This is a genomic window from Phreatobacter sp. (assembly GCF_022843985.1).
GTDB lineage: Bacteria > Pseudomonadota > Alphaproteobacteria > Rhizobiales > Phreatobacteraceae > Phreatobacter.
Genome location: NZ_JALHMP010000026.1, coordinates 1 through 16,730, shown reverse-complemented (window position 1 = coordinate 16,730; position 16,730 = coordinate 1). Strand labels below are relative to the sequence as shown.

Here is a 16,730-nt window from a genome sequence, read left to right as displayed (position 1 = left end):
GGCCGTGGTGTCCTGATCCCGTCGAAACACGGAGGGATGCCATGGTTATCACGCGCCGATCCATTGTCGCCGGGCTGGCGGCCTCCGCGGTCGCGTCGCCGGGGGTGCGGGCCCAGACGGGCTATCCCGGCCGTCCCATCCGCCTCGTCGTGCCCTATGCGGCCGGTGGCCCTCTCGATTCGACCGCCCGCGTCGTCGCCGAAGGCCTCGGCCGTCGCCTGGGGCAGACGATCTTCGTGGAGAACAAGACCGGGGCCAGCGGCATGCTCGGCGCGGCCGAGGTGGCAAAGGCCGACCCCGACGGCCACACGCTCCTGTTCACCGTGACGGACACGCAGGTGAACAACATGCTGCTGTTCAGGCGGCCGCTCTACGACTCGCTGAAGGACTTCACCCCCGTCACGATGGCCTTCCGCGCGCCGATCATCCTGGCCGCCAGCGCCGAGCTGACATCCACCGCCCCCGCCGACCTCGCGGCCCATTTCAAGGCGAACCCGGCAAAGGCGAGCTACGGCCACTGGGGGCTTGGCGGCCTCGGGCACCTTCTCGGGGAAACGTTCAACCGGAAGCTCGGCCTCGGCTTGAATGCCGTTCCCTACCGGGGGGAGAACCCGGCCGTGACGGATCTCGTGGCGAAACACATCAGCCTCGCGACCGCCTCCGTCGCCAACACGCAGCAGCACATCCACGGCGGCGCGTTGAAGGCGGTCGCGGTTTCGGGAGAGGCGCGCACGCCGCTCCTGCCGAACGTGCCGACGTTCGCGGAGATCGGCCTGAAGGAGCCGATCTTCGGAATGGGCATCTGGCTGGGAATGCTGGCACCGGCGCGGACACCGGCCGCCATCGTCGAGCGGCTTGCAGAGGAGACGCGCGCCGTCATCACCGCACCGCCCGTTGCGGCGCGCATGCAGTCGCTCGCCTTTTCGCCCGTCGCCCTGCCGCCCGCCGCGTTTCGCCAGGCGATCGAGTCCGAGCTCGAGATCGTCGGGAGGGTCTTCGCCGACCTGGCGATCGAGAAGCAATGATCGGCCTCATCGGCGGCATGAGCTGGCGCTCGACCGCGCTCTATCACCAGCGGATCAACGAGGCCTGCGAGCGGCGCGGCGGCCGGCATGCCAATGCGGAGAGCGTCATCGTCTCGCTGCGCTACGACGTCTTGCTCGGGCAGGGCAGGGCCGGCGACTGGGACGGCGTGGCGGGGGCGATCGTCTCCGCGTTCGGGCGGGCGGCGGCGGCAGGCGCCTCGCTCGGCCTCCTGACCGCGGTCACCCCCCACCGCATTTTCGACCGGATCGCCGCCGCCTCTCCCGTTCCCCTGCTCCATGTCCTCGACCCGGCCATCGCCGTGCTGAAGGAGCGCGGCATCGGCTGCGTCGGCCTGCTGGGCACGTCCCACAGTCTCGCCGCCGGCCCCCTCCTCGCGCGCATCGCGGCTGCGGGGCTGGCCTGGCGCCTCCCGGACGACCGGGGCCGATGCGACCTCGACGGCATCATCCAGAACGAGCTGACCGACGGTCTCGTCACGGCTTCCGCCGAGCGGCGGGCGAGGGAGATCGCGGACGATCTCGTGGCAGCGGGTGCCGAGGCTGTCCTTCTCGCCTGCACCGAACTGCCGCTGCTCACCTGGCGCGGATATGATCGGGTGCCGGTCATCGACGCGGTGACATGCCATGCGGAGGCCGCGGTGGCGGAGATCGACCGATGACGACAGAGTCCGCTGAACCGGTGATCGCTGCGATCGATCATCTTCTGACCTATGTCCGCGACGGCGCGGCGGCAGCCGACACGTTCCGCCGCCTCGGCTTCACCCTCTCGCCGGTCAGCCAGATCGAGAGCATGGGCATCACCAACCAGATGGTGCTGTTCGCCGATGCCGCGCCGGGGACGGCGAATTTCATCGAGCTCATGTCGGTCTCCGATCCGGCCCGGCTGCCGCCGCCCATGGCCGCCCTGCTCGGCGGCGAGGAGCGCATCAAGTCCATGGTGCTCTCGACCGAGGACGCCTTTCGCTGCCATGCCCATCTGGCGGCGCAGGGACTGCCCTTCGCCGCCCCGATCCACGTGCGGCGCGAATGGCGGCTGGACGACGGCACGTCCGTTCATCCGGAATTCGACGTCATCCTGCCGCAGACGGCCGGGCTGACCTTCAACGCCTGCCGCTACCACAATGTCGAGCATTACCGGCGGCCGGATTGGACCACCCATCCCAACGGTGTGACCGGCCTCGATGCGGCGCTCGTCGTCGCGCCCGATCCCGCCGCCCTAGCGGACCGGTTCGCCCGTATCCTGCACTGTCCGGTGCGCCGGCACGACGGCTGCCACATCGTCGCGGCGGGGGGCGTCACGCTCGACATCTTCGCGCCAGAGGACTTGTCGACCCGCTACGGCCTGGACATGGAGCCACCCGCGGACCCGCTCTATGTCGGCTATCGCCTGCGCGCCCGCGATCCCGCCGTGCTGGCCGGCTTCGCCCGCCGCGCCGATATCCCCGTGTCGCCCGCCGGGGCGGGCTTCACGCTGTCCCCCGCCGCCATGTACGGCAATCTCGTCGAGGTCACGGCCCGGGCCGGCTAGCCCGCCGCCTCCAGCTCCCCGCTCGCTTCGAGCCAGGCCTCTTCCGCCTCGGCGAGCTGCTTTTCCCTGAGGCCCCTGGTCTTCGCCGCCTGCGCCGCGCTGTCGGGATGGGCCTCGAAATAGCCGGGCTGGGCGAGGATACGGTCGATCTTCTCGATATCCGCGCGCAATTTCTCCATCGTCGCCTCGATCTCGGCGACGCGCTTCGCCAGCGCCTTGGCCTCGCCGCGCGCCGGGGCGGCCGGCTTCGACTCGCTTACCTTGTCCGGCCGATCCGTCTTGTCGGGACCCGGCGTCGCGCCCGACAGGACGATCTTGCGGTAGTCGTCGAGATCGCCGTCGAAGGGCTTCACCGTGCCGTCGCGCACCAGCCAGAGCCGGTCCACCGTCGATTCCAGGAGGTGGCGGTCATGCGAGACGATCAGCACCGCCCCCGAATAGCCGTTCAGCGCCTCCACCAGCGCGGCGCGGCTGTCGATGTCGAGATGGTTGGTCGGCTCGTCGAGAATGAGGAGATGCGGGCCCTCGAAGACCGCGAGGGCGAAGAGGAGGCGCGCCTTCTCGCCGCCGGAAAGCGAGGACACCTTCGTGTCCGAACGCTCGCCGGAAAAGCCTGAGCGGGCGCAGGCGGCGCGGACCTTCGCCTCGGGGTCGTCGGGCATCAGGCGCCTGAGGTGCTGGTAGACGCTTTCCGCCGGCCGGAGCTCGTCCAGCTGGTGCTGGGCGAAATAGGCGATCTTCAGCTTGTCGGCGCGCACCATGCGACCGCTCATGGCCTTCAGCCGGTCCGAGATCAGCTTCAGGAAGGTCGACTTGCCGTTGCCGTTGGCGCCGAGGAGGCCGATGCGGTCGTCGTCGTCGATCCTGAGGTCGAGCCGCCGCAGGATCGACTGCCCCTCCGTATACCCGACCGATGCGCCCTCCATGGTGATGATCGGCGGTGAGGCCTTGCGCGCCGGCTCGGGGATGACGAAGGGCGGCACGTCCCGGTCGATGATGGTCGACACCGCCTCCATCTTCTCCAGCATCTTCAACCGCGACTGGGCCTGCCGCGCCTTGGTCGCCTTGGCGCGGAAGCGGTCGACGAAGCTCTGCAGATGGGCCCGCTTGTCCTCCTGCTTCCTGGCCGCCTTCTCGCGCACCGCCATCTCGATGGCCCGCGACTTGGCGAAGGTCGTGTAGGAGCCCTTCCACAGCGTCAGCTTGGCCTGGTCGAGATGCAGGATGTGCTCGACCGAGGCGTCGAGAAGGTCGCGGTCGTGGCTGATCAGGAGAACGCTGTGCGGATAGCTGGCGAGATAGTCCTGCAGCCAGAGCGTGCCTTCGAGGTCGAGATAGTTGGTCGGCTCGTCGAGCAGCAGCAGGTCGGGGGCGGTGAACAGCACCGCGGCCAGGGCAACGCGCATCCGCCAGCCGCCGGAAAAATCCGAACAGGGTCGCGCCTGGGCTGCGGTATCGAAGCCGAGTCCGGCGAGGATCGCCGCCGCGCGTGCCGGGGCCGAATGGGCGTCGATATCGACGAGCCGCGTCTGGATCTCGGCGATCCGGTGCGGGTCGGTCGCCGTCTCCGCCTCGGCAAGAAGGCGGGCCCGCTCCTTGTCGGCGTCGAGCACGAAGGCGAGCAGCGATTGCGGGCCGCCTGGCGCCTCCTGCGCCACCCCGCCAAGGCGCGCCCGCGCCGGCAGCTTGAACGAGCCGCCATCCGCGGCCATCTCGCCCTGGATGACCTTGAACAGGGTCGACTTGCCGGTGCCGTTGCGGCCAAGGAAGCCGACGCGCGCATTCGGCGGCAGCGTCACCGACGCATTGTCGATGAGCACGCGGCCTGCCACCCGCACGGTCAGGTCGTTGATCTGTAACATGGCCGGCTTTTGAAGGAGGCCGGCGGGCAATGCAAGCCGGCCGCCGGAGGCCGTGGCTCCGGGCGCTGCAAAAGCCGTTGAAACCCCGTGCCGTCACCGTCACTGGTGCTATGGTGACGCGAGCTCCGGCCAGCCATGCAACCGGGGGAACTGAGGAGGAGGGGTTATGAACGCCACCATGAAGAAATACGTCGCCGAATTCATCGGCACAGCCGCACTGGTCATTATCGGCTGCGGTGTCGTGACACTCGGCGGGCAGGGCGCCGTTTTCGGCGCCGGCCAGCCCTATTCGGCGCTCGCAACGCTGCCGATCGCGCTCGCATTCGGCCTCGCCATCGTCGCCATGGCCTATGGTATCGGTCCGGTCTCCGGCTGCCACGTCAATCCGGCCGTCACGGTCGGCGTCTGGGCCGCCGGCCGCATGCCGACCTCTGAAGTTCCCGGCTACATCATCGCCCAGTTCGCCGGGGCCACTGTCGGCGCCGCCATTCTCTACATCATGCTGGCCGGCAAGGCCGGCGGCTACGACGTCACCGCGGCCGGGCTCGGCCAGAATGGCTGGGATGCGGCCAAGGGCTACGGGGTGAGCTCGGCCGTCATCGGCGAGTTCGTCGGCACCTTCCTGTTCCTCGTGACCATTCTCGGCGTCACCGCCAAGGCGGGATCGCCAGCCCTCGCCGGCCTCGCCATCGGCCTGACGCTCGCTGCCATCCACCTGTTGCTGATCCCCGTAACCGGCACCTCGGTCAATCCGGCGCGCTCCTTCGGGCCGGCGCTCTTCGTCGGAAGCACCGCGCTGTCGCAGCTCTGGCTCTTCCTGGTGGTGCCGCTCGTCGCCGCCTATGCCGCCGGCGCGCTCTTCAAGGCCAGGATTCTCGAGGCCTGACGGGGAGCAGAATGGACGAAGCCCGCCGCCGGATGTCTCCGGTGGCGGGCCCGTACCCGCGCAGGTCGGGTCTGGGTGGGGCTCAGGGTGACCCGCGCGTGAAGCTTCCGGGCTGACCGCCCAGCAGGCGTCAGCGGCAGATCCGGACGTTGCGGACTTCCCGGCCCCAGGGCGTTTCGACCCAGCGGCGCTCGCGCCAGCAGGTCTGCTCCCACCGGGCCGGACGGTGCGGATGGAAGCCGCCATGGCCGCCATAAGGGTGCGGCGCCGGGCGGTTGAAGCCGTGGTAGGGGCCGCGCGGGCGGTAGAAACCGTCATGGGCCGGGCCATGGCGGCGGCGCGGGCCGTCCCAGTGGGGCTGCGGCCCCCACTGCACCGGCATGGCACCGATCTCGATTCCGATGGCGACCTGCGCCTCGGCGTCGGAGGGGGCCATGACCACCGCCGACAAGGCGGCAAGGCCTGCAAGGGTGGACAGAACCAGGCTGCGCATCGTCACCATCTCCAGTCGTTCGACCGCTGCACCAGCGATCATGGGAACAGAATGCGGCCGGCGCGCTGAATGCGTTCTGAGGCGGTCCTTCACCCGTGGTTCAGCCGGCCGCAGGCCTGCGGCCGCGGGGACGTTGCGGGAGCACCGGGGCGCTGCTAGAAGCGCGCCACCTGTCCCACCCGATCCCTCAAGGAACGATCCATGGCCATCGAGCGCACCTTCTCCATCATCAAGCCGGACGCCACCAAGCGGAACCTGACCGGCGCGGTGAACGCCGTCATCGAGGCCGCCGGCCTGCAGATCGTCGCGCAGAAGCGCATCCGCATGTCGCTGCCCGAGGCCCGCAAGTTCTACGCGGTCCATTCCGAGCGCCCCTTCTTCGGCGAGCTCGTCGACTTCATGGTCTCGGCCCCGGTCGTGGTCCAGGTGCTGCAGGGCGAGAACGCCGTCGCCAAGTACCGGGAGATCATGGGCGCCACCAATCCGGCCCAGGCCGCCGAGGGCACCATCCGCAAGCTCTACGCCGTCTCCGTCGGCGAAAACTCGGTCCATGGTTCGGACTCGGTCGAGAATGCCGGTATCGAGATCGCCCAGTTCTTCTCGCAGAACGAGATCCTGCCGGCCTGATAGCCGGGGTGCGGGGGACTGGCCGTCCCCCTGGCGGCAATTCGACGACCCATGCGCGAAGGCGGGCTGCGGCCCGCCTTTTTCATTGGCGCCAGGCCCTGCAGTTTGGATACGATCCAGTTTCGCACTGCACACCGGAGCCGCCATGAACGCCCCCGTCCGCGTCGAGCGCCTGAAGACGACCTGCCCCCACGACTGCCCCTCGGCCTGTTCGCTGGAGGTGGAGGTTCTCGACGGCACGACGATCGGCCGCGTCCACGGCGATCCCGCGCAGAGCTACACGGCCGGCGTTATCTGCGCCAAGGTCGCCCGCTATGCCGAGCGCATCCACCACCCCGACCGGCTCCTTCATCCGCTGATCCGCAAGGGGCCGAAGGGCTCCGGCGCCTTTCAGCGCATCTCCTGGGACGAGGCCCTGGCGATGACCGCCGAGAGGTTCCTCGAAGCGGAGAGGCGCTACGGGGCGGAGACGGTCTGGCCCTATTATTATGCCGGCACCATGGGTTTCGTACAGCGCGACGGCATCAACCGGCTGCGCCACGTCAAGAAATATTCCGGCTTCTATTCCACCATCTGCACCAACATGGCCTGGTCGGGCTTCATCGCCGGCACAGGCCGGCTCGCCGGCGCCGACCCGCGCGAAATGGCCAAGGCCGATGTCGTGGTGATCTGGGGGACCAACCCGGTTTCCACCCAGGTCAATGTCATGACCCACGCCATGAAGGCGCGGAAGGAACGCGGCGCCAAGATCGTCGTGGTCGATATCTACCGCACCGACACGGTGAAACAGGCGGATCTCGGCCTCGTGCTGAACCCCGGAACCGATGCGGCGCTGGCCTGCGCGGTCATGCACGTGCTCTTCCGCGACGGTTTCGCCGACCGCGATTATCTCAGGGATTTCACGGACGTACCGGCGGAACTGGAATCCCATCTTCAGTCCCGCGACCCCGCCTGGGCCGCCGCCATCACCGGCCTGACGGTGGCGGAGATCGAGGCCTTCGCCAGGCTGGTCGGCGAGAACAGGAAGACCTTCTTCCGCCTCGGCTACGGCTTCGGCCGCCAGCGCAACGGCGCCGTCAACATGCATGCCGCCTCCTGCATTCCCGCCGTCACCGGCGCCTGGAAAGTTGAGGGGGGCGGAGCCTTCCACAACAACGGCGCCATCTATCACTGGCGCAAGTCGCTCATCGAGGGGCTCGACGCCAAGGACACGGCCGTCCGCACCCTTGACCAGTCGCGCATCGGCGCCATCCTCACCGGCGAGCGGGCGGCGCTGCGCCGGCCCGATGGTTCCGACGGCCCGCCGGTCACCGCGCTGCTCATCCAGAACACCAATCCCGTCAATGTCGCGCCCGACCAGACCAAGGTCGTTGAGGGCTTTGCCCGCGACGACCTGTTCACCGTCGTCCACGAGCAGTTCATGACCGACACGGCCAAGATGGCCGATCTGGTGCTCCCCGCCACCATGTTCATGGAACATGACGACCTCTACCAGGGCGGCGGGCACCAGCACATCATGCTCGGCCTGAAGCTGATCGATCCCCCCGGCGAGTGCCGCTCCAACCACGACCTGATCAGCGATCTCGCCGGGCGGCTCGGCGCCGAACATCCGGGTTTCGGCATGACGCCGCGCGCGATCATCGACTGGACGCTGCAGAATTCCGGCTGGGGCACGCTCGCCGAGCTGGAGGTCACCAATTTCCGCGACGTCCAGCCGAAATTCGAGGACGCGCATTATCTCAAGGGCTTCGCCTATGGCGACCGGCGCTTCCGCTTCAAGCCGGACTGGCCGAACGTGCCCTATGCCAGCATCGGCACGCTCGGGCCGGTCGACTCCATGCCCTCGCTGCCCGACCACTGGGCGGTGACCGAGGAGCCGGACGCCACCTATCCCTTCAAGCTCGCCACCTCGCCCTCGCGCAGCTACCTCAATTCCTCCTTCGCCGAGACGCCGACCTCCCGCAAGCGCGAGGGCCGACCGGAGGTGATGATCAACCCCGCCGACGCCGACCGTCTCGGCCTCGCCCAGGGCGCCCGGGTCGAGGTCGGGTCGCCGCGCGGCACGGTGATCCTGCACGCCAAGGTGACCGACCAGACCCGTCCCGGGACCCTGATCGCCGAGGGGCTCTGGGCCAATGCCGACCACGAGGGCGGACGCGGCATCAACGTGCTGACCGGCGCCGACGCCGTGGCGCCCTTCGGCGGCGCCGCCTTCCACGACAACAAGGCCTGGATCCGGGCGGCCTGACACAGCCCATTCCGGGCGTCAGAGCAGCGTGTAGTCCGTGGCGATCATCCGCAGCGCCAGCGGATAGATCCGGTGCTCGACCGCCAGCACGCGTTGGCCCAGCGTCTCCGGCGTGTCGCCGGGCAGCACCGGCACCGCCTCCTGCAGGATGGTCTCGCCCTCGTCCATCCCTGGCGTGACGAAATGCACCGTCGCGCCATGTTCGGTGGCACCGTCGGCGAGTGCCCGCGCATGGGTGTCCAGGCCCTTGTAGGCGGGCAGCAGGGCAGGGTGGATGTTGATCATCCGCCCCTCCCAATGCCCGACGAACCAGGGGGTCAGGATGCGCAGGAAGCCGGCGAGGCAGACGATGTCGATCCGGTGCGCCTCCAGCACCGCCTGCATGGCGCGCTCGAAGGCTTCGCGGTCGCGGCCATAGGCGCGATGGTCGATGGTGGCTGTGGCGATGCCCTCTGCCGCGGCGATGGCGAGACCGCCGGCCGCCGGCACATTGGACAGGACGAGGGCGATCTCGGCCGGATAATCCTCAGCCTTCGCCGCGGCGATCAGCGCCGCCATGTTCGAGCCGCGCCCGGAAATGAGGATCGCGACGCGCTTGCGCGCCGGCAAGCCCGCGCTCACAGGGCGAGCGCTCCGGTGAAGGTGACGCGCGGCTCTCCCGCCGCCGCCGTGATGCGGCCGAGCGTCACGACGCTCTCGCCGGCCAGGGCGAAGGCCTCGCCGACCCGCGCCGCCTCGCTCGCCGCCACAACGATCACCATGCCGATGCCGCAGTTGAAGGTCCGCACCATTTCTGCCTGGGCGAGATTGCCGCCCTGCGCCAGCCAGCCAAACACCTTCGGCACGGCAATGGCGGCGAGGTCGATCTCCGCGCCCATGCCCTCCGGCAGCACCCGCGGAATATTGTCGACGAAGCCGCCGCCGGTGATATGGGCCAGAGCCTTGAGGGCGCCGGTGCCGCGATGCACCGCCATGATGCTCTTCACATAGATGCGCGTCGGCTCCAGCAGCGCCGCGCCGAGGCTCATGCCCGTCTCGAAGGGCGCCGGCGCGTCCCAGCCGAGGCCTGCGACCGCGGCGATCTTGCGCACCAGCGAATAGCCGTTGGAATGGACGCCGGAGGAGGGCAGGCCGAGCACCACGTCGCCGGGCGCGACGTCCCGGCGCGGCAGCAGCGTGCCACGTTCGGCAGCGCCGACGGCAAAGCCGGCGAGGTCATAATCGCCGTCGGCATAGAGCCCGGGCATCTCCGCCGTCTCGCCGCCGATCAAGGCGCAGCCCGCCTGCCGGCAGCCCAGCGCGATTCCCTTCACCACCTGCGCTGCGGCCTCCGGCGACAGCTTGCCGGTGGCGAAATAGTCGAGGAAGAACAGCGGCTCGGCGCCCTGCACCACGAGATCATTGACGCACATGGCGACGAGGTCGATGCCGATCGTGTCGTGGCGGCCGGTCTCGATGGCGATCTTGATCTTGGTGCCGACGCCGTCATTGGCCGCCACCAGCACCGGATCGGTGAAGCCCGCCGCCCTGAGGTCGAACAGCCCGCCGAACCCGCCGATCTCGGCATCGGCGCCCGGACGCGCGGTGGCCCGCACCAGCGGCTTGATCATGTCGACCATCCGGTTGCCCGCGTCGATGTCGACGCCAGCCTGCGAATAGGTCAGTCCGGTCTTCGGTGGGGATGTGTCGGTCACGGCGCTCGTCTCGCTGGAAGAGCCCGATTAGCCCTTGTTCCGCCGCCCCGCAACGGCGAAGCCGCCCGCCACGGTCTTTTCCCCGGCGGCAAGGATGCTCGCCGCGGGGAGGGACTTCCCGCCAGCGCGACAATCCCGGACATTGACGCTGGCGGGCCGGCCTGCGCATGACCTGCCGAGGAGACCAATGGCATGACAAAGTCGATCACGGACGATCTCAAATCCGGCGCCCTCGTCTATCACCGGCAGCCGCGGCCGGGAAAGCTGGAGATCCAGGCCACCAAGCCGCTCGGCAACCAGCGTGACCTCGCGCTCGCCTATTCGCCCGGCGTCGCCGCCGCCTGCGAGGCCATCGTCGCCGATCCGGCCCAGGCCGCCGAACTGACCATCCGCGCCAATCTGGTCGCCGTCATCTCCAATGGAACCGCCGTTCTGGGCCTGGGCAATATCGGCCCGCTCGCCTCCAAGCCGGTCATGGAGGGCAAGGCGGTCCTGTTCAAGAAATTCGCCGGCATCGACGTCTTCGACATCGAGATCGACGCCCTCGATGTCGATCGGATCGTCGAGGTGGTGGCAGCGCTGGAGCCGACCTTCGGCGGTATCAATCTGGAGGATATCAAGGCACCCGAATGTTTCGAGGTCGAGCGCCGCCTGCGCGAGCGCATGGGCATTCCGGTCTTCCATGACGACCAGCATGGCACCGCCATCATCGTCGGCGCCGCCGTGTCCAACGCCCTTGAAATCATGGGCAAGAAGATCGAGGACGTGAAGATCGTCGCCTCCGGCGCCGGCGCCGCCGCCATCGCCTGCCTCAACCTGCTGCGCGAGCTCGGCGCCCGGGTCGAGAACATCTGGGTCTCGGACCTCGAGGGCGTCGTCTACAAGGGCCGCGAGAAGCTGATGGACCCCTACAAGGAGGTCTATGCCAAGAACACCAATGCCCGCACCCTCGATGACATCATCGGCGATGCCGACATCTTCCTCGGGGTCTCCGCTGCCAATGTGCTCAAGCCCGCCATGGTCCAGAAGATGGCCAAGGGCCCGCTGATCATGGCGCTGGCCAATCCCAATCCCGAGATCATGCCGGACGAGGCGCGCGCCGCCCGTCCCGACGCGATGATCTGCACCGGACGGTCGGATTTTCCCAACCAGGTCAACAACGTCCTGTGCTTTCCCTACATCTTTCGCGGAGCTCTCGACTGCGGCGCCACCGCCATCAACGAACCGATGAAACTGGCGGCGGTGCGGGCCATTGCCGGGCTCGCCCGCGAAGCGCCCTCCGACGTTGTGGCGCGGGCCTATGGCGGCGAGGTCGGCACTTTCGGTGCCGGCAACCTCATCCCGTCACCCTTCGACCCGCGTCTCATCCTCCGCATCGCGCCGGCCGTTGCCCGTGCGGCGATGGAGACCGGCGTCGCCACCCGGCCCATCACCGATTTCAAGGCCTATGAGGCGGAACTGTCGCGTTTCGTCTTCCGTTCGGGTCTGCTGATGCGGCCCGTCTTTGACAAGGCGCGGCAGAACCCCAAGCGCGTCATCTATGCCGAAGGCGAGGACGAACGCATCCTCCGCGCCGCCCAGGTCGTGGTCGAGGAAGGATTGGCCTTCCCCGTGCTCATCGGCCGCCCGGCCGTCGTCGAGCAGCGCCTCGAGCGCTTCGGCCTGTCGCTGAAGCCGGGCGTCGATTTCGAACTCATCGATCCGCAATCCGATCCCCGCTACCGCGACTATGTCGCGACCTATCACGAGCGGACCGGCCGCCGCGGCGTCACCCCGGATGCGGCGCGCACCATCATGCGCACCTCCAACTCCGCCATCGCAGCGGTGGCGCTGGAGCGCGGCGACGTCGATGCCATGATCTGCGGCGTCGAGGGGCGTTTCAACACCCATCTGCGGCATATCCGCCAGGTCATCGGCCTGAAGGAGGGCGCCAACGGCCTCGCGGCGCTATCGCTGCTCATCACCTCGAAGGGTCCGCTCTTCCTCGCCGACACCCATGTCACCGCCGATCCTAGCCCGGACGAACTGGCCGACATGGTCTGCACCGCCGCCGAGCACGTCCGTCGCTTCGGCCTCGAGCCGAAGATCGCCCTGGTGTCCCATTCCGATTTCGGCAGCCATGACGATGATCAGGTGCTGAAGATGCAGAAGGCCCTGAAGATCATCCGCGACCGGGCGCCGGACCTGGAGGTCGAGGGCGAGATGCACGCGGATTCGGCCCTGCTGCCCGACTTGCGCGAGCGCGTCTTCCCCGCATCGCGCCTGAAGGGCGTGGCCAATGTCCTCATCATGCCAAACATGTCGGCCGCCAACATCGCCTTCCAGGTCATCAAGGTCCTCGCCGACGCCCTGCCGGTGGGGCCCATTCTCGTGGGCCAGGCACGGCCCGCCCATATTCTCACCTCTTCCGTCACCGCACGCGGCGTGGTGAACATGACGGCGCTGGCCGTGGTCGAGGCGCAGGAGCGGGCGGAAGAAACGATCCCATGACGTTAGGTCAAGAAAGACACCATTAAGCCGCCCCCCCTAAACTGCTGAAAATTTTACGTGATCTCGGCTGTTGATCGCCGGTTGCGTGGCAGGCGAAGGGGTAGCCTTGCATACGGTCTCGCGAAAAAGAGGCCTGGTCTGGTTGGTGTCCGCGATGCTGGTCGCCGGCGTGCCCATGGCCGCATATTTCGCCGCCGAGACCTGGCTTCACCGCACGTTGCGGGTCCAGATCGCCGAAAAGGCGGCCATCGTGCTGGGCCGCATGGACAATGCCATCGAGCGGGCGACACTGTCCCTGCAGGAGGCCCAGGCCCGCAACATCGCGTTCTGCAACGCCGCCGATCGCGAAGCGCTGAGCCTGCTCGTCTTCGAATCCCCGGTGCTGAAGGAAATCGCCGTCATCGGGTCCGACGGCCGGATCCGCTGCAACAATATCGGCAGCCTGGCGCAGATCACGGCGGCCTCGACCCCCTATGTGACCCGCATCCCCCATCTTGCCCTCTCGGTGGCCCTGACGCGCGGGACCCACGGCCGGGCGTTGCGCCTGACCCTGGCATCCCCGTCCGGCACCATGACCGGCGGTATCATCGCGGTCGGGCTTTTCGTGCCCTATGGCGAGGTCCAGGTGTCGAATCTCGGTCTCGGCATCGATGTCGAACTGGTGCCCGGCGGGCGTCTTGTTTCCGTGCATGGACCCGGCGGTGTCGCAGGGACAGCCGACGTCAGGACCGCGCTCGTGTCAGAACACTATCCGGTTCGCGTCGAGGTCTCGGCCTCGTCGGGGGCCTGGCGTCAGCAGAAGGGCTGGATCGTCGGGGCAGCGGTTGGCGGCGGGATGGCCCTTGGCATTGCCCTGGCCGGTCTGGTCCTGTTCGGCTGGCGCGAGCGCGGCCCGGTGGCGGACATGTATCGGGCCCTGCGCAACGGCGAGTTCATCCCCCATTACCAACCGGTGATCGACCTCGATACCGGCCGCATTCTCGGCTGCGAGGTGCTGGTCCGCTGGCGCAAACCCGACGGGCGGCTCATCCCGCCCGGCGCTTTCATCGGCGAGGCCGAGCGCTCCGGTTTCATCTTCCCGCTGACACTCGACCTGATGCGGCAGGCGGCGGAGGAACTTGGGCCGACCTATGCCACCCGGCCGGGGCTCAAATGCGGCTTCAATCTTTGCGCCGCCCATTTCCGCGACGAGCGGATCGTCGGGGATGTGGCGTCGATCTTCTCGCATTCGGACCTCAAGCTCACCCAGATCCTGCTTGAGGTCACCGAGCGCGATCCGCTCCCTGACATGGATGGCGCCCGCGCCATCATCGCCCGCTTCCAGGAGATGGGCGTCCGTGTCGCCCTCGACGACGTCGGCACCGGCCATGGCGGCATGAGCTATCTGCTGAAGCTCAGGGTCGACGTCATGAAGATCGACAAACTGTTCATCGACGCGCTGGGCGCCGAGCGGCAGTCCACCGCCATCGTCGACAGCCTCATCGATCTTGCAGCACACCTCAACATGGAAGTGATCGCCGAGGGGGTCGAAACCTTCGAACAGGTCGAGGCGCTCCGCCGGCGCGGCGTGCGTTCGGCGCAGGGCTATGTCTTTGCCCCGCCGCTGCCGGGATCGTCCTATTGCCAACTGGTCCAGGCGATGGAGCCGGCGAAGACGCAGAGCGCGCCGCTGCGCAAGGCCCTGCGCGGCTGAGGTGGGTCAGGCGCCGAGCCAGCGCCCGACCAGCGGCACCAGGGCTGCCGTCAACAGGCCGTTGAGCCCGAGCGCGATGCCGGCGAAGGTGTCCATCGTCCGGTCACCTGGAAGGTCCGCGCTGTGCCGAGGCCATGCGCTGCGCGGCCCGCCGCGCAGCCCCGGGCGCGGACGTCCCTGATCCCAATGGCGTCGAACAGGGGACCGGCAGCGACCGCGACGAAAACACCCGTGGCCACCAGCACCACGGCAGTCAGCGCCGCGAGGCCGCCGAGCGGCTCGGCAATGCCCATGGCGATGCCGGCCATGACCGATTTCGGCGCCGCGCTCGCCAGGATGGCGGAGGGCGCACCGGCCATCCAGGCGAGAGCCAGGGCCGAGACGATGCCGGTGAGGGATCCGGCCAGCAGGGCCTGCCGCCGTTGGCAGAAGGGCGCGTCGCACCTCCCGCCGCTTGCGTCACAGCGGTACGGCCAGTGCGGCAGAGGCCGGACACCGGCCAAATAGGTCTCGAAGGGGGTCCCGGTGACCAGCAGCACGGCGGCGATCAGCGCCACGGCCAGGAGCGCGATCAGCAGGGCGAGACCGATGACGGGCCCGGGGATCGGCAGGCCGGTCAGGTGGGCGGTGACGTCGCCGACCCGTTGCAGGAGGTCGAGGAGCGTGAAGGCTTCGATCATGCGCGCCACCGACGGGGTGCGCGATCATGTCAGGCGCAGCACCCTGCCGCCATGGCCGCAGCGCCATGCCCGCCGTGTTGAATCGGAATCAGAACCTGCGCAATCCGTCACAAGCCGCTGACCGGATTCGGCAAACCAGCCTGAATCGGAATCTGAGCTGCAGCGGCCGGTCAGTTCGGGCGGCCGCGCCGCAGGTCCGCTTCGATCCGCAGCGCCGAGCCGCCGCCCAGGCGGGCGCGATAGACCTGGACGTTCTCCATGACCCGCTGCACGTAGTTCCGCGTCTCGGCGAAGGGGATTCTCTCGACCCAATCCACAGGATCGACGCGGGGATCGCGGGGATCGCCATATCTCTGGATCCATTCGCGGGCGCGCGACCGGCCGGCATTGTAGGCGACGAAGGTCAGGATGTAGCTGCCGTTGAATTCGGCGATGAGCTCGCCGAGATGGGCCGCGCCGAGGCGCGCGTTATAGGCGGGATCGCTGGTCAGACGGCCCTCGTCGAAGGGGAGGCCGTGGTTGCGCGCCGTCGCGCGCGCGGTCGCAGGCATGAGCTGCAGCAGCCCGCGCGCGCCCGCATGGCTGACGGCGCGGTGGTCGAAGGTCGATTCCTGGCGGGCGATTGCATAGACCACCGCGCGGTCGACCTCCGGCCCGACATGGGCGTAATCGGGAATTCCCTGGGTCGGGAAGGCCTGCATGTCGAAGGGCAGGCCGCGGTTGTTGGCGAGCCGGCCGAGGGTCACGACCCCCTTGGCATCGCGCGCCCGCGCCGCCACCGCCGCCGCCTGGTAGAGCGTGCCGTGGTCGCTCGCGCGCGTGGCGAGATCGATGAGGATCGCCCGCGCCATGTCGCGTTCGTCGAGCCGGTAGAGGAGCGTGAGCGCATGCGCATAGGCGGTGCTCGCCGGGGTCGTATCGGTCGGCCGGCGGATCGGCAGGTCCGCGAGGCCGAGCTTCGCGCGCGCGAGCTGGCCGTAATAGTGGGTCGAATGCCGCGCCGCCGCCTCGTAATGCGCGCGCGCGGAGCCCTGGTGGCCGGCGGCCTCATGGGCGCGGCCGAGCCAGTAGGACGCGCGCGACTGCGACATCGGCGTCGCCGCCGCCTGACGCGCGGCCTCGAAATGGCGGATCGCGCTGGCGGGATCGTTGAGGTGGCGCAGCGCCAGCCAGCCGGCATGGGCCTCGGCATCGACGCGCGAGGCGCCGGTGCGGACGGCATGGCTGGCGGCCACCTGATAGGCCGTGCGCGCCTGCCCGGCATCGAGCAGCTTGCGCACCAGCGCCCGCCGCTCGACCCACCAGTCCTCGGCCTTGCCGAGCACGGCCGGATCGCGCGGCGCCGCGACGAGGATCGCCGCCGCCTCGCCGGCCCGGTCCTCGCGCCGCAGCCACTGGGCGCGGGCGAAGAGATAGGCCGGGTCGCGGTGCAGCGCCGCCGGCACCTGGGCGAGCAGGGCGCCGCCATTCGGCTTCTGGCCGG

The 16,730-nt window shown here is 68.9% G+C and carries 14 protein-coding genes; 8 read left to right on the top strand and 6 right to left on the bottom strand.

Features of this window, described 5'->3' with window-relative positions; genetic code table 11:
• Positions 1-41 precede the first annotated feature (41 nt).
• From Q0C57_RS16450 to Q0C57_RS16440, 3 genes are read left to right on the top strand one after another with little or no spacing between them, the layout of a single operon-like run.
• On the top strand, positions 42-1,025 hold the full coding sequence (locus Q0C57_RS16450) for a tripartite tricarboxylate transporter substrate binding protein (protein WP_296577716.1): 984 nt from the start codon (positions 42-44) through the stop codon (positions 1,023-1,025).
• Entirely contained in the window at positions 1,022-1,705 is a 684-nt protein-coding gene (locus tag Q0C57_RS16445) for an amino acid racemase (RefSeq protein ID WP_296577714.1), read from the top strand. The genes Q0C57_RS16450 and Q0C57_RS16445 overlap by 4 nt, the downstream gene beginning before the upstream one ends.
• Positions 1,702-2,574 carry a VOC family protein gene (locus Q0C57_RS16440; RefSeq protein ID WP_296577712.1) on the top strand — a complete coding sequence of 291 codons (873 nt, stop codon included), beginning with the start codon at positions 1,702-1,704 and terminating at the stop codon, positions 2,572-2,574. The genes Q0C57_RS16445 and Q0C57_RS16440 overlap by 4 nt, the downstream gene beginning before the upstream one ends.
• Here the strand turns inward: Q0C57_RS16440 and Q0C57_RS16435 are convergent.
• On the bottom strand, positions 2,571-4,436 hold the full coding sequence (locus tag Q0C57_RS16435; RefSeq protein WP_296577710.1) for an ABC-F family ATP-binding cassette domain-containing protein: 1,866 nt from the start codon (positions 4,434-4,436) through the stop codon (positions 2,571-2,573). The genes Q0C57_RS16440 and Q0C57_RS16435 overlap by 4 nt on opposite strands.
• Before the next feature lie 178 nt (positions 4,437-4,614).
• Between Q0C57_RS16435 and Q0C57_RS16430 the strand changes: the two genes are divergently transcribed.
• Positions 4,615-5,322 (top strand): aquaporin, encoded by a 708-nt coding sequence (locus Q0C57_RS16430; protein WP_296577813.1) that lies wholly within the window; start codon positions 4,615-4,617, stop codon positions 5,320-5,322.
• A 130-nt stretch (positions 5,323-5,452) separates the two neighbouring features.
• Here the strand turns inward: Q0C57_RS16430 and Q0C57_RS16425 are convergent, their stop codons facing one another.
• Positions 5,453-5,857 carry a hypothetical protein gene (locus tag Q0C57_RS16425; protein ID WP_296577709.1) on the bottom strand — a complete coding sequence of 135 codons (405 nt, stop codon included), beginning with the start codon at positions 5,855-5,857 and terminating at the stop codon, positions 5,453-5,455.
• A 159-nt stretch (positions 5,858-6,016) separates the two neighbouring features.
• On the opposite strand from Q0C57_RS16425, the gene ndk reads away from it, so the two are divergent.
• Positions 6,017-6,442 (top strand): nucleoside-diphosphate kinase, encoded by a 426-nt coding sequence (gene ndk, locus Q0C57_RS16420; RefSeq protein WP_296577707.1) that lies wholly within the window; start codon positions 6,017-6,019, stop codon positions 6,440-6,442.
• A gap of 145 nt (positions 6,443-6,587) precedes the next feature.
• A complete protein-coding gene (locus Q0C57_RS16415; protein ID WP_296577705.1) occupies positions 6,588-8,690 on the top strand; it encodes a molybdopterin oxidoreductase family protein in 2,103 nt (700 codons plus the stop codon).
• 18 nt (positions 8,691-8,708) lie between these two features.
• On the opposite strand, the gene purN is transcribed toward Q0C57_RS16415, so the two are convergent.
• Together purN and purM are read right to left on the bottom strand one after the other, a co-directional pair.
• Complete coding sequence (gene purN / locus Q0C57_RS16410; protein ID WP_296577704.1) at positions 8,709-9,311, bottom strand: phosphoribosylglycinamide formyltransferase; 603 nt, start codon at positions 9,309-9,311, stop codon at positions 8,709-8,711.
• The gene (gene purM, locus Q0C57_RS16405) at positions 9,308-10,384 is read right to left on the bottom strand and encodes a phosphoribosylformylglycinamidine cyclo-ligase (RefSeq protein WP_296577702.1); all 1,077 of its coding nucleotides are present in this window, start codon (positions 10,382-10,384) and stop codon (positions 9,308-9,310) included. Before purM ends, purN begins: the two co-directional genes overlap by 4 nt.
• Before the next feature lie 192 nt (positions 10,385-10,576).
• On the opposite strand from purM, the gene Q0C57_RS16400 reads away from it, so the two are divergent.
• Positions 10,577-12,874 carry an NADP-dependent malic enzyme gene (locus tag Q0C57_RS16400; RefSeq protein ID WP_296577700.1) on the top strand — a complete coding sequence of 766 codons (2,298 nt, stop codon included), beginning with the start codon at positions 10,577-10,579 and terminating at the stop codon, positions 12,872-12,874.
• 154 nt (positions 12,875-13,028) lie between these two features.
• Positions 13,029-14,567 (top strand): EAL domain-containing protein, encoded by a 1,539-nt coding sequence (locus Q0C57_RS16395; protein WP_296577811.1) that lies wholly within the window; start codon positions 13,029-13,031, stop codon positions 14,565-14,567.
• 50 nt (positions 14,568-14,617) lie between these two features.
• Here the strand turns inward: Q0C57_RS16395 and Q0C57_RS16390 are convergent, their stop codons facing one another.
• Positions 14,618-15,247 (bottom strand): LrgB family protein, encoded by a 630-nt coding sequence (locus Q0C57_RS16390; RefSeq protein WP_296577698.1) that lies wholly within the window; start codon positions 15,245-15,247, stop codon positions 14,618-14,620.
• Between the two features lie 170 nt (positions 15,248-15,417).
• The coding region (locus Q0C57_RS16385) for a lytic transglycosylase domain-containing protein (RefSeq protein WP_296577696.1) at positions 15,418-16,730 on the bottom strand (1,313 nt) is incomplete at its 5' end.

Coding starts and splice junctions, on each gene's coding strand:
- Q0C57_RS16390 (WP_296577698.1), bottom strand. CDS start 15,247: ATGATCGAAGCCTTCACGCTCCTCGACCTCCTGCAACGGGTCGGCGAC.
- Q0C57_RS16445 (WP_296577714.1), top strand. CDS start 1,022: ATGATCGGCCTCATCGGCGGCATGAGCTGGCGCTCGACCGCGCTCTAT.
- Q0C57_RS16425 (WP_296577709.1), bottom strand. CDS start 5,857: ATGATCGCTGGTGCAGCGGTCGAACGACTGGAGATGGTGACGATGCGC.
- ndk (WP_296577707.1), top strand. CDS start 6,017: ATGGCCATCGAGCGCACCTTCTCCATCATCAAGCCGGACGCCACCAAG.
- Q0C57_RS16400 (WP_296577700.1), top strand. CDS start 10,577: ATGACAAAGTCGATCACGGACGATCTCAAATCCGGCGCCCTCGTCTAT.
- Q0C57_RS16430 (WP_296577813.1), top strand. CDS start 4,615: ATGAAGAAATACGTCGCCGAATTCATCGGCACAGCCGCACTGGTCATT.
- Q0C57_RS16395 (WP_296577811.1), top strand. CDS start 13,029: ATGCTGGTCGCCGGCGTGCCCATGGCCGCATATTTCGCCGCCGAGACC.
- Q0C57_RS16435 (WP_296577710.1), bottom strand. CDS start 4,436: ATGTTACAGATCAACGACCTGACCGTGCGGGTGGCAGGCCGCGTGCTC.
- Q0C57_RS16440 (WP_296577712.1), top strand. CDS start 1,702: ATGACGACAGAGTCCGCTGAACCGGTGATCGCTGCGATCGATCATCTT.
- Q0C57_RS16450 (WP_296577716.1), top strand. CDS start 42: ATGGTTATCACGCGCCGATCCATTGTCGCCGGGCTGGCGGCCTCCGCG.
- Q0C57_RS16415 (WP_296577705.1), top strand. CDS start 6,588: ATGAACGCCCCCGTCCGCGTCGAGCGCCTGAAGACGACCTGCCCCCAC.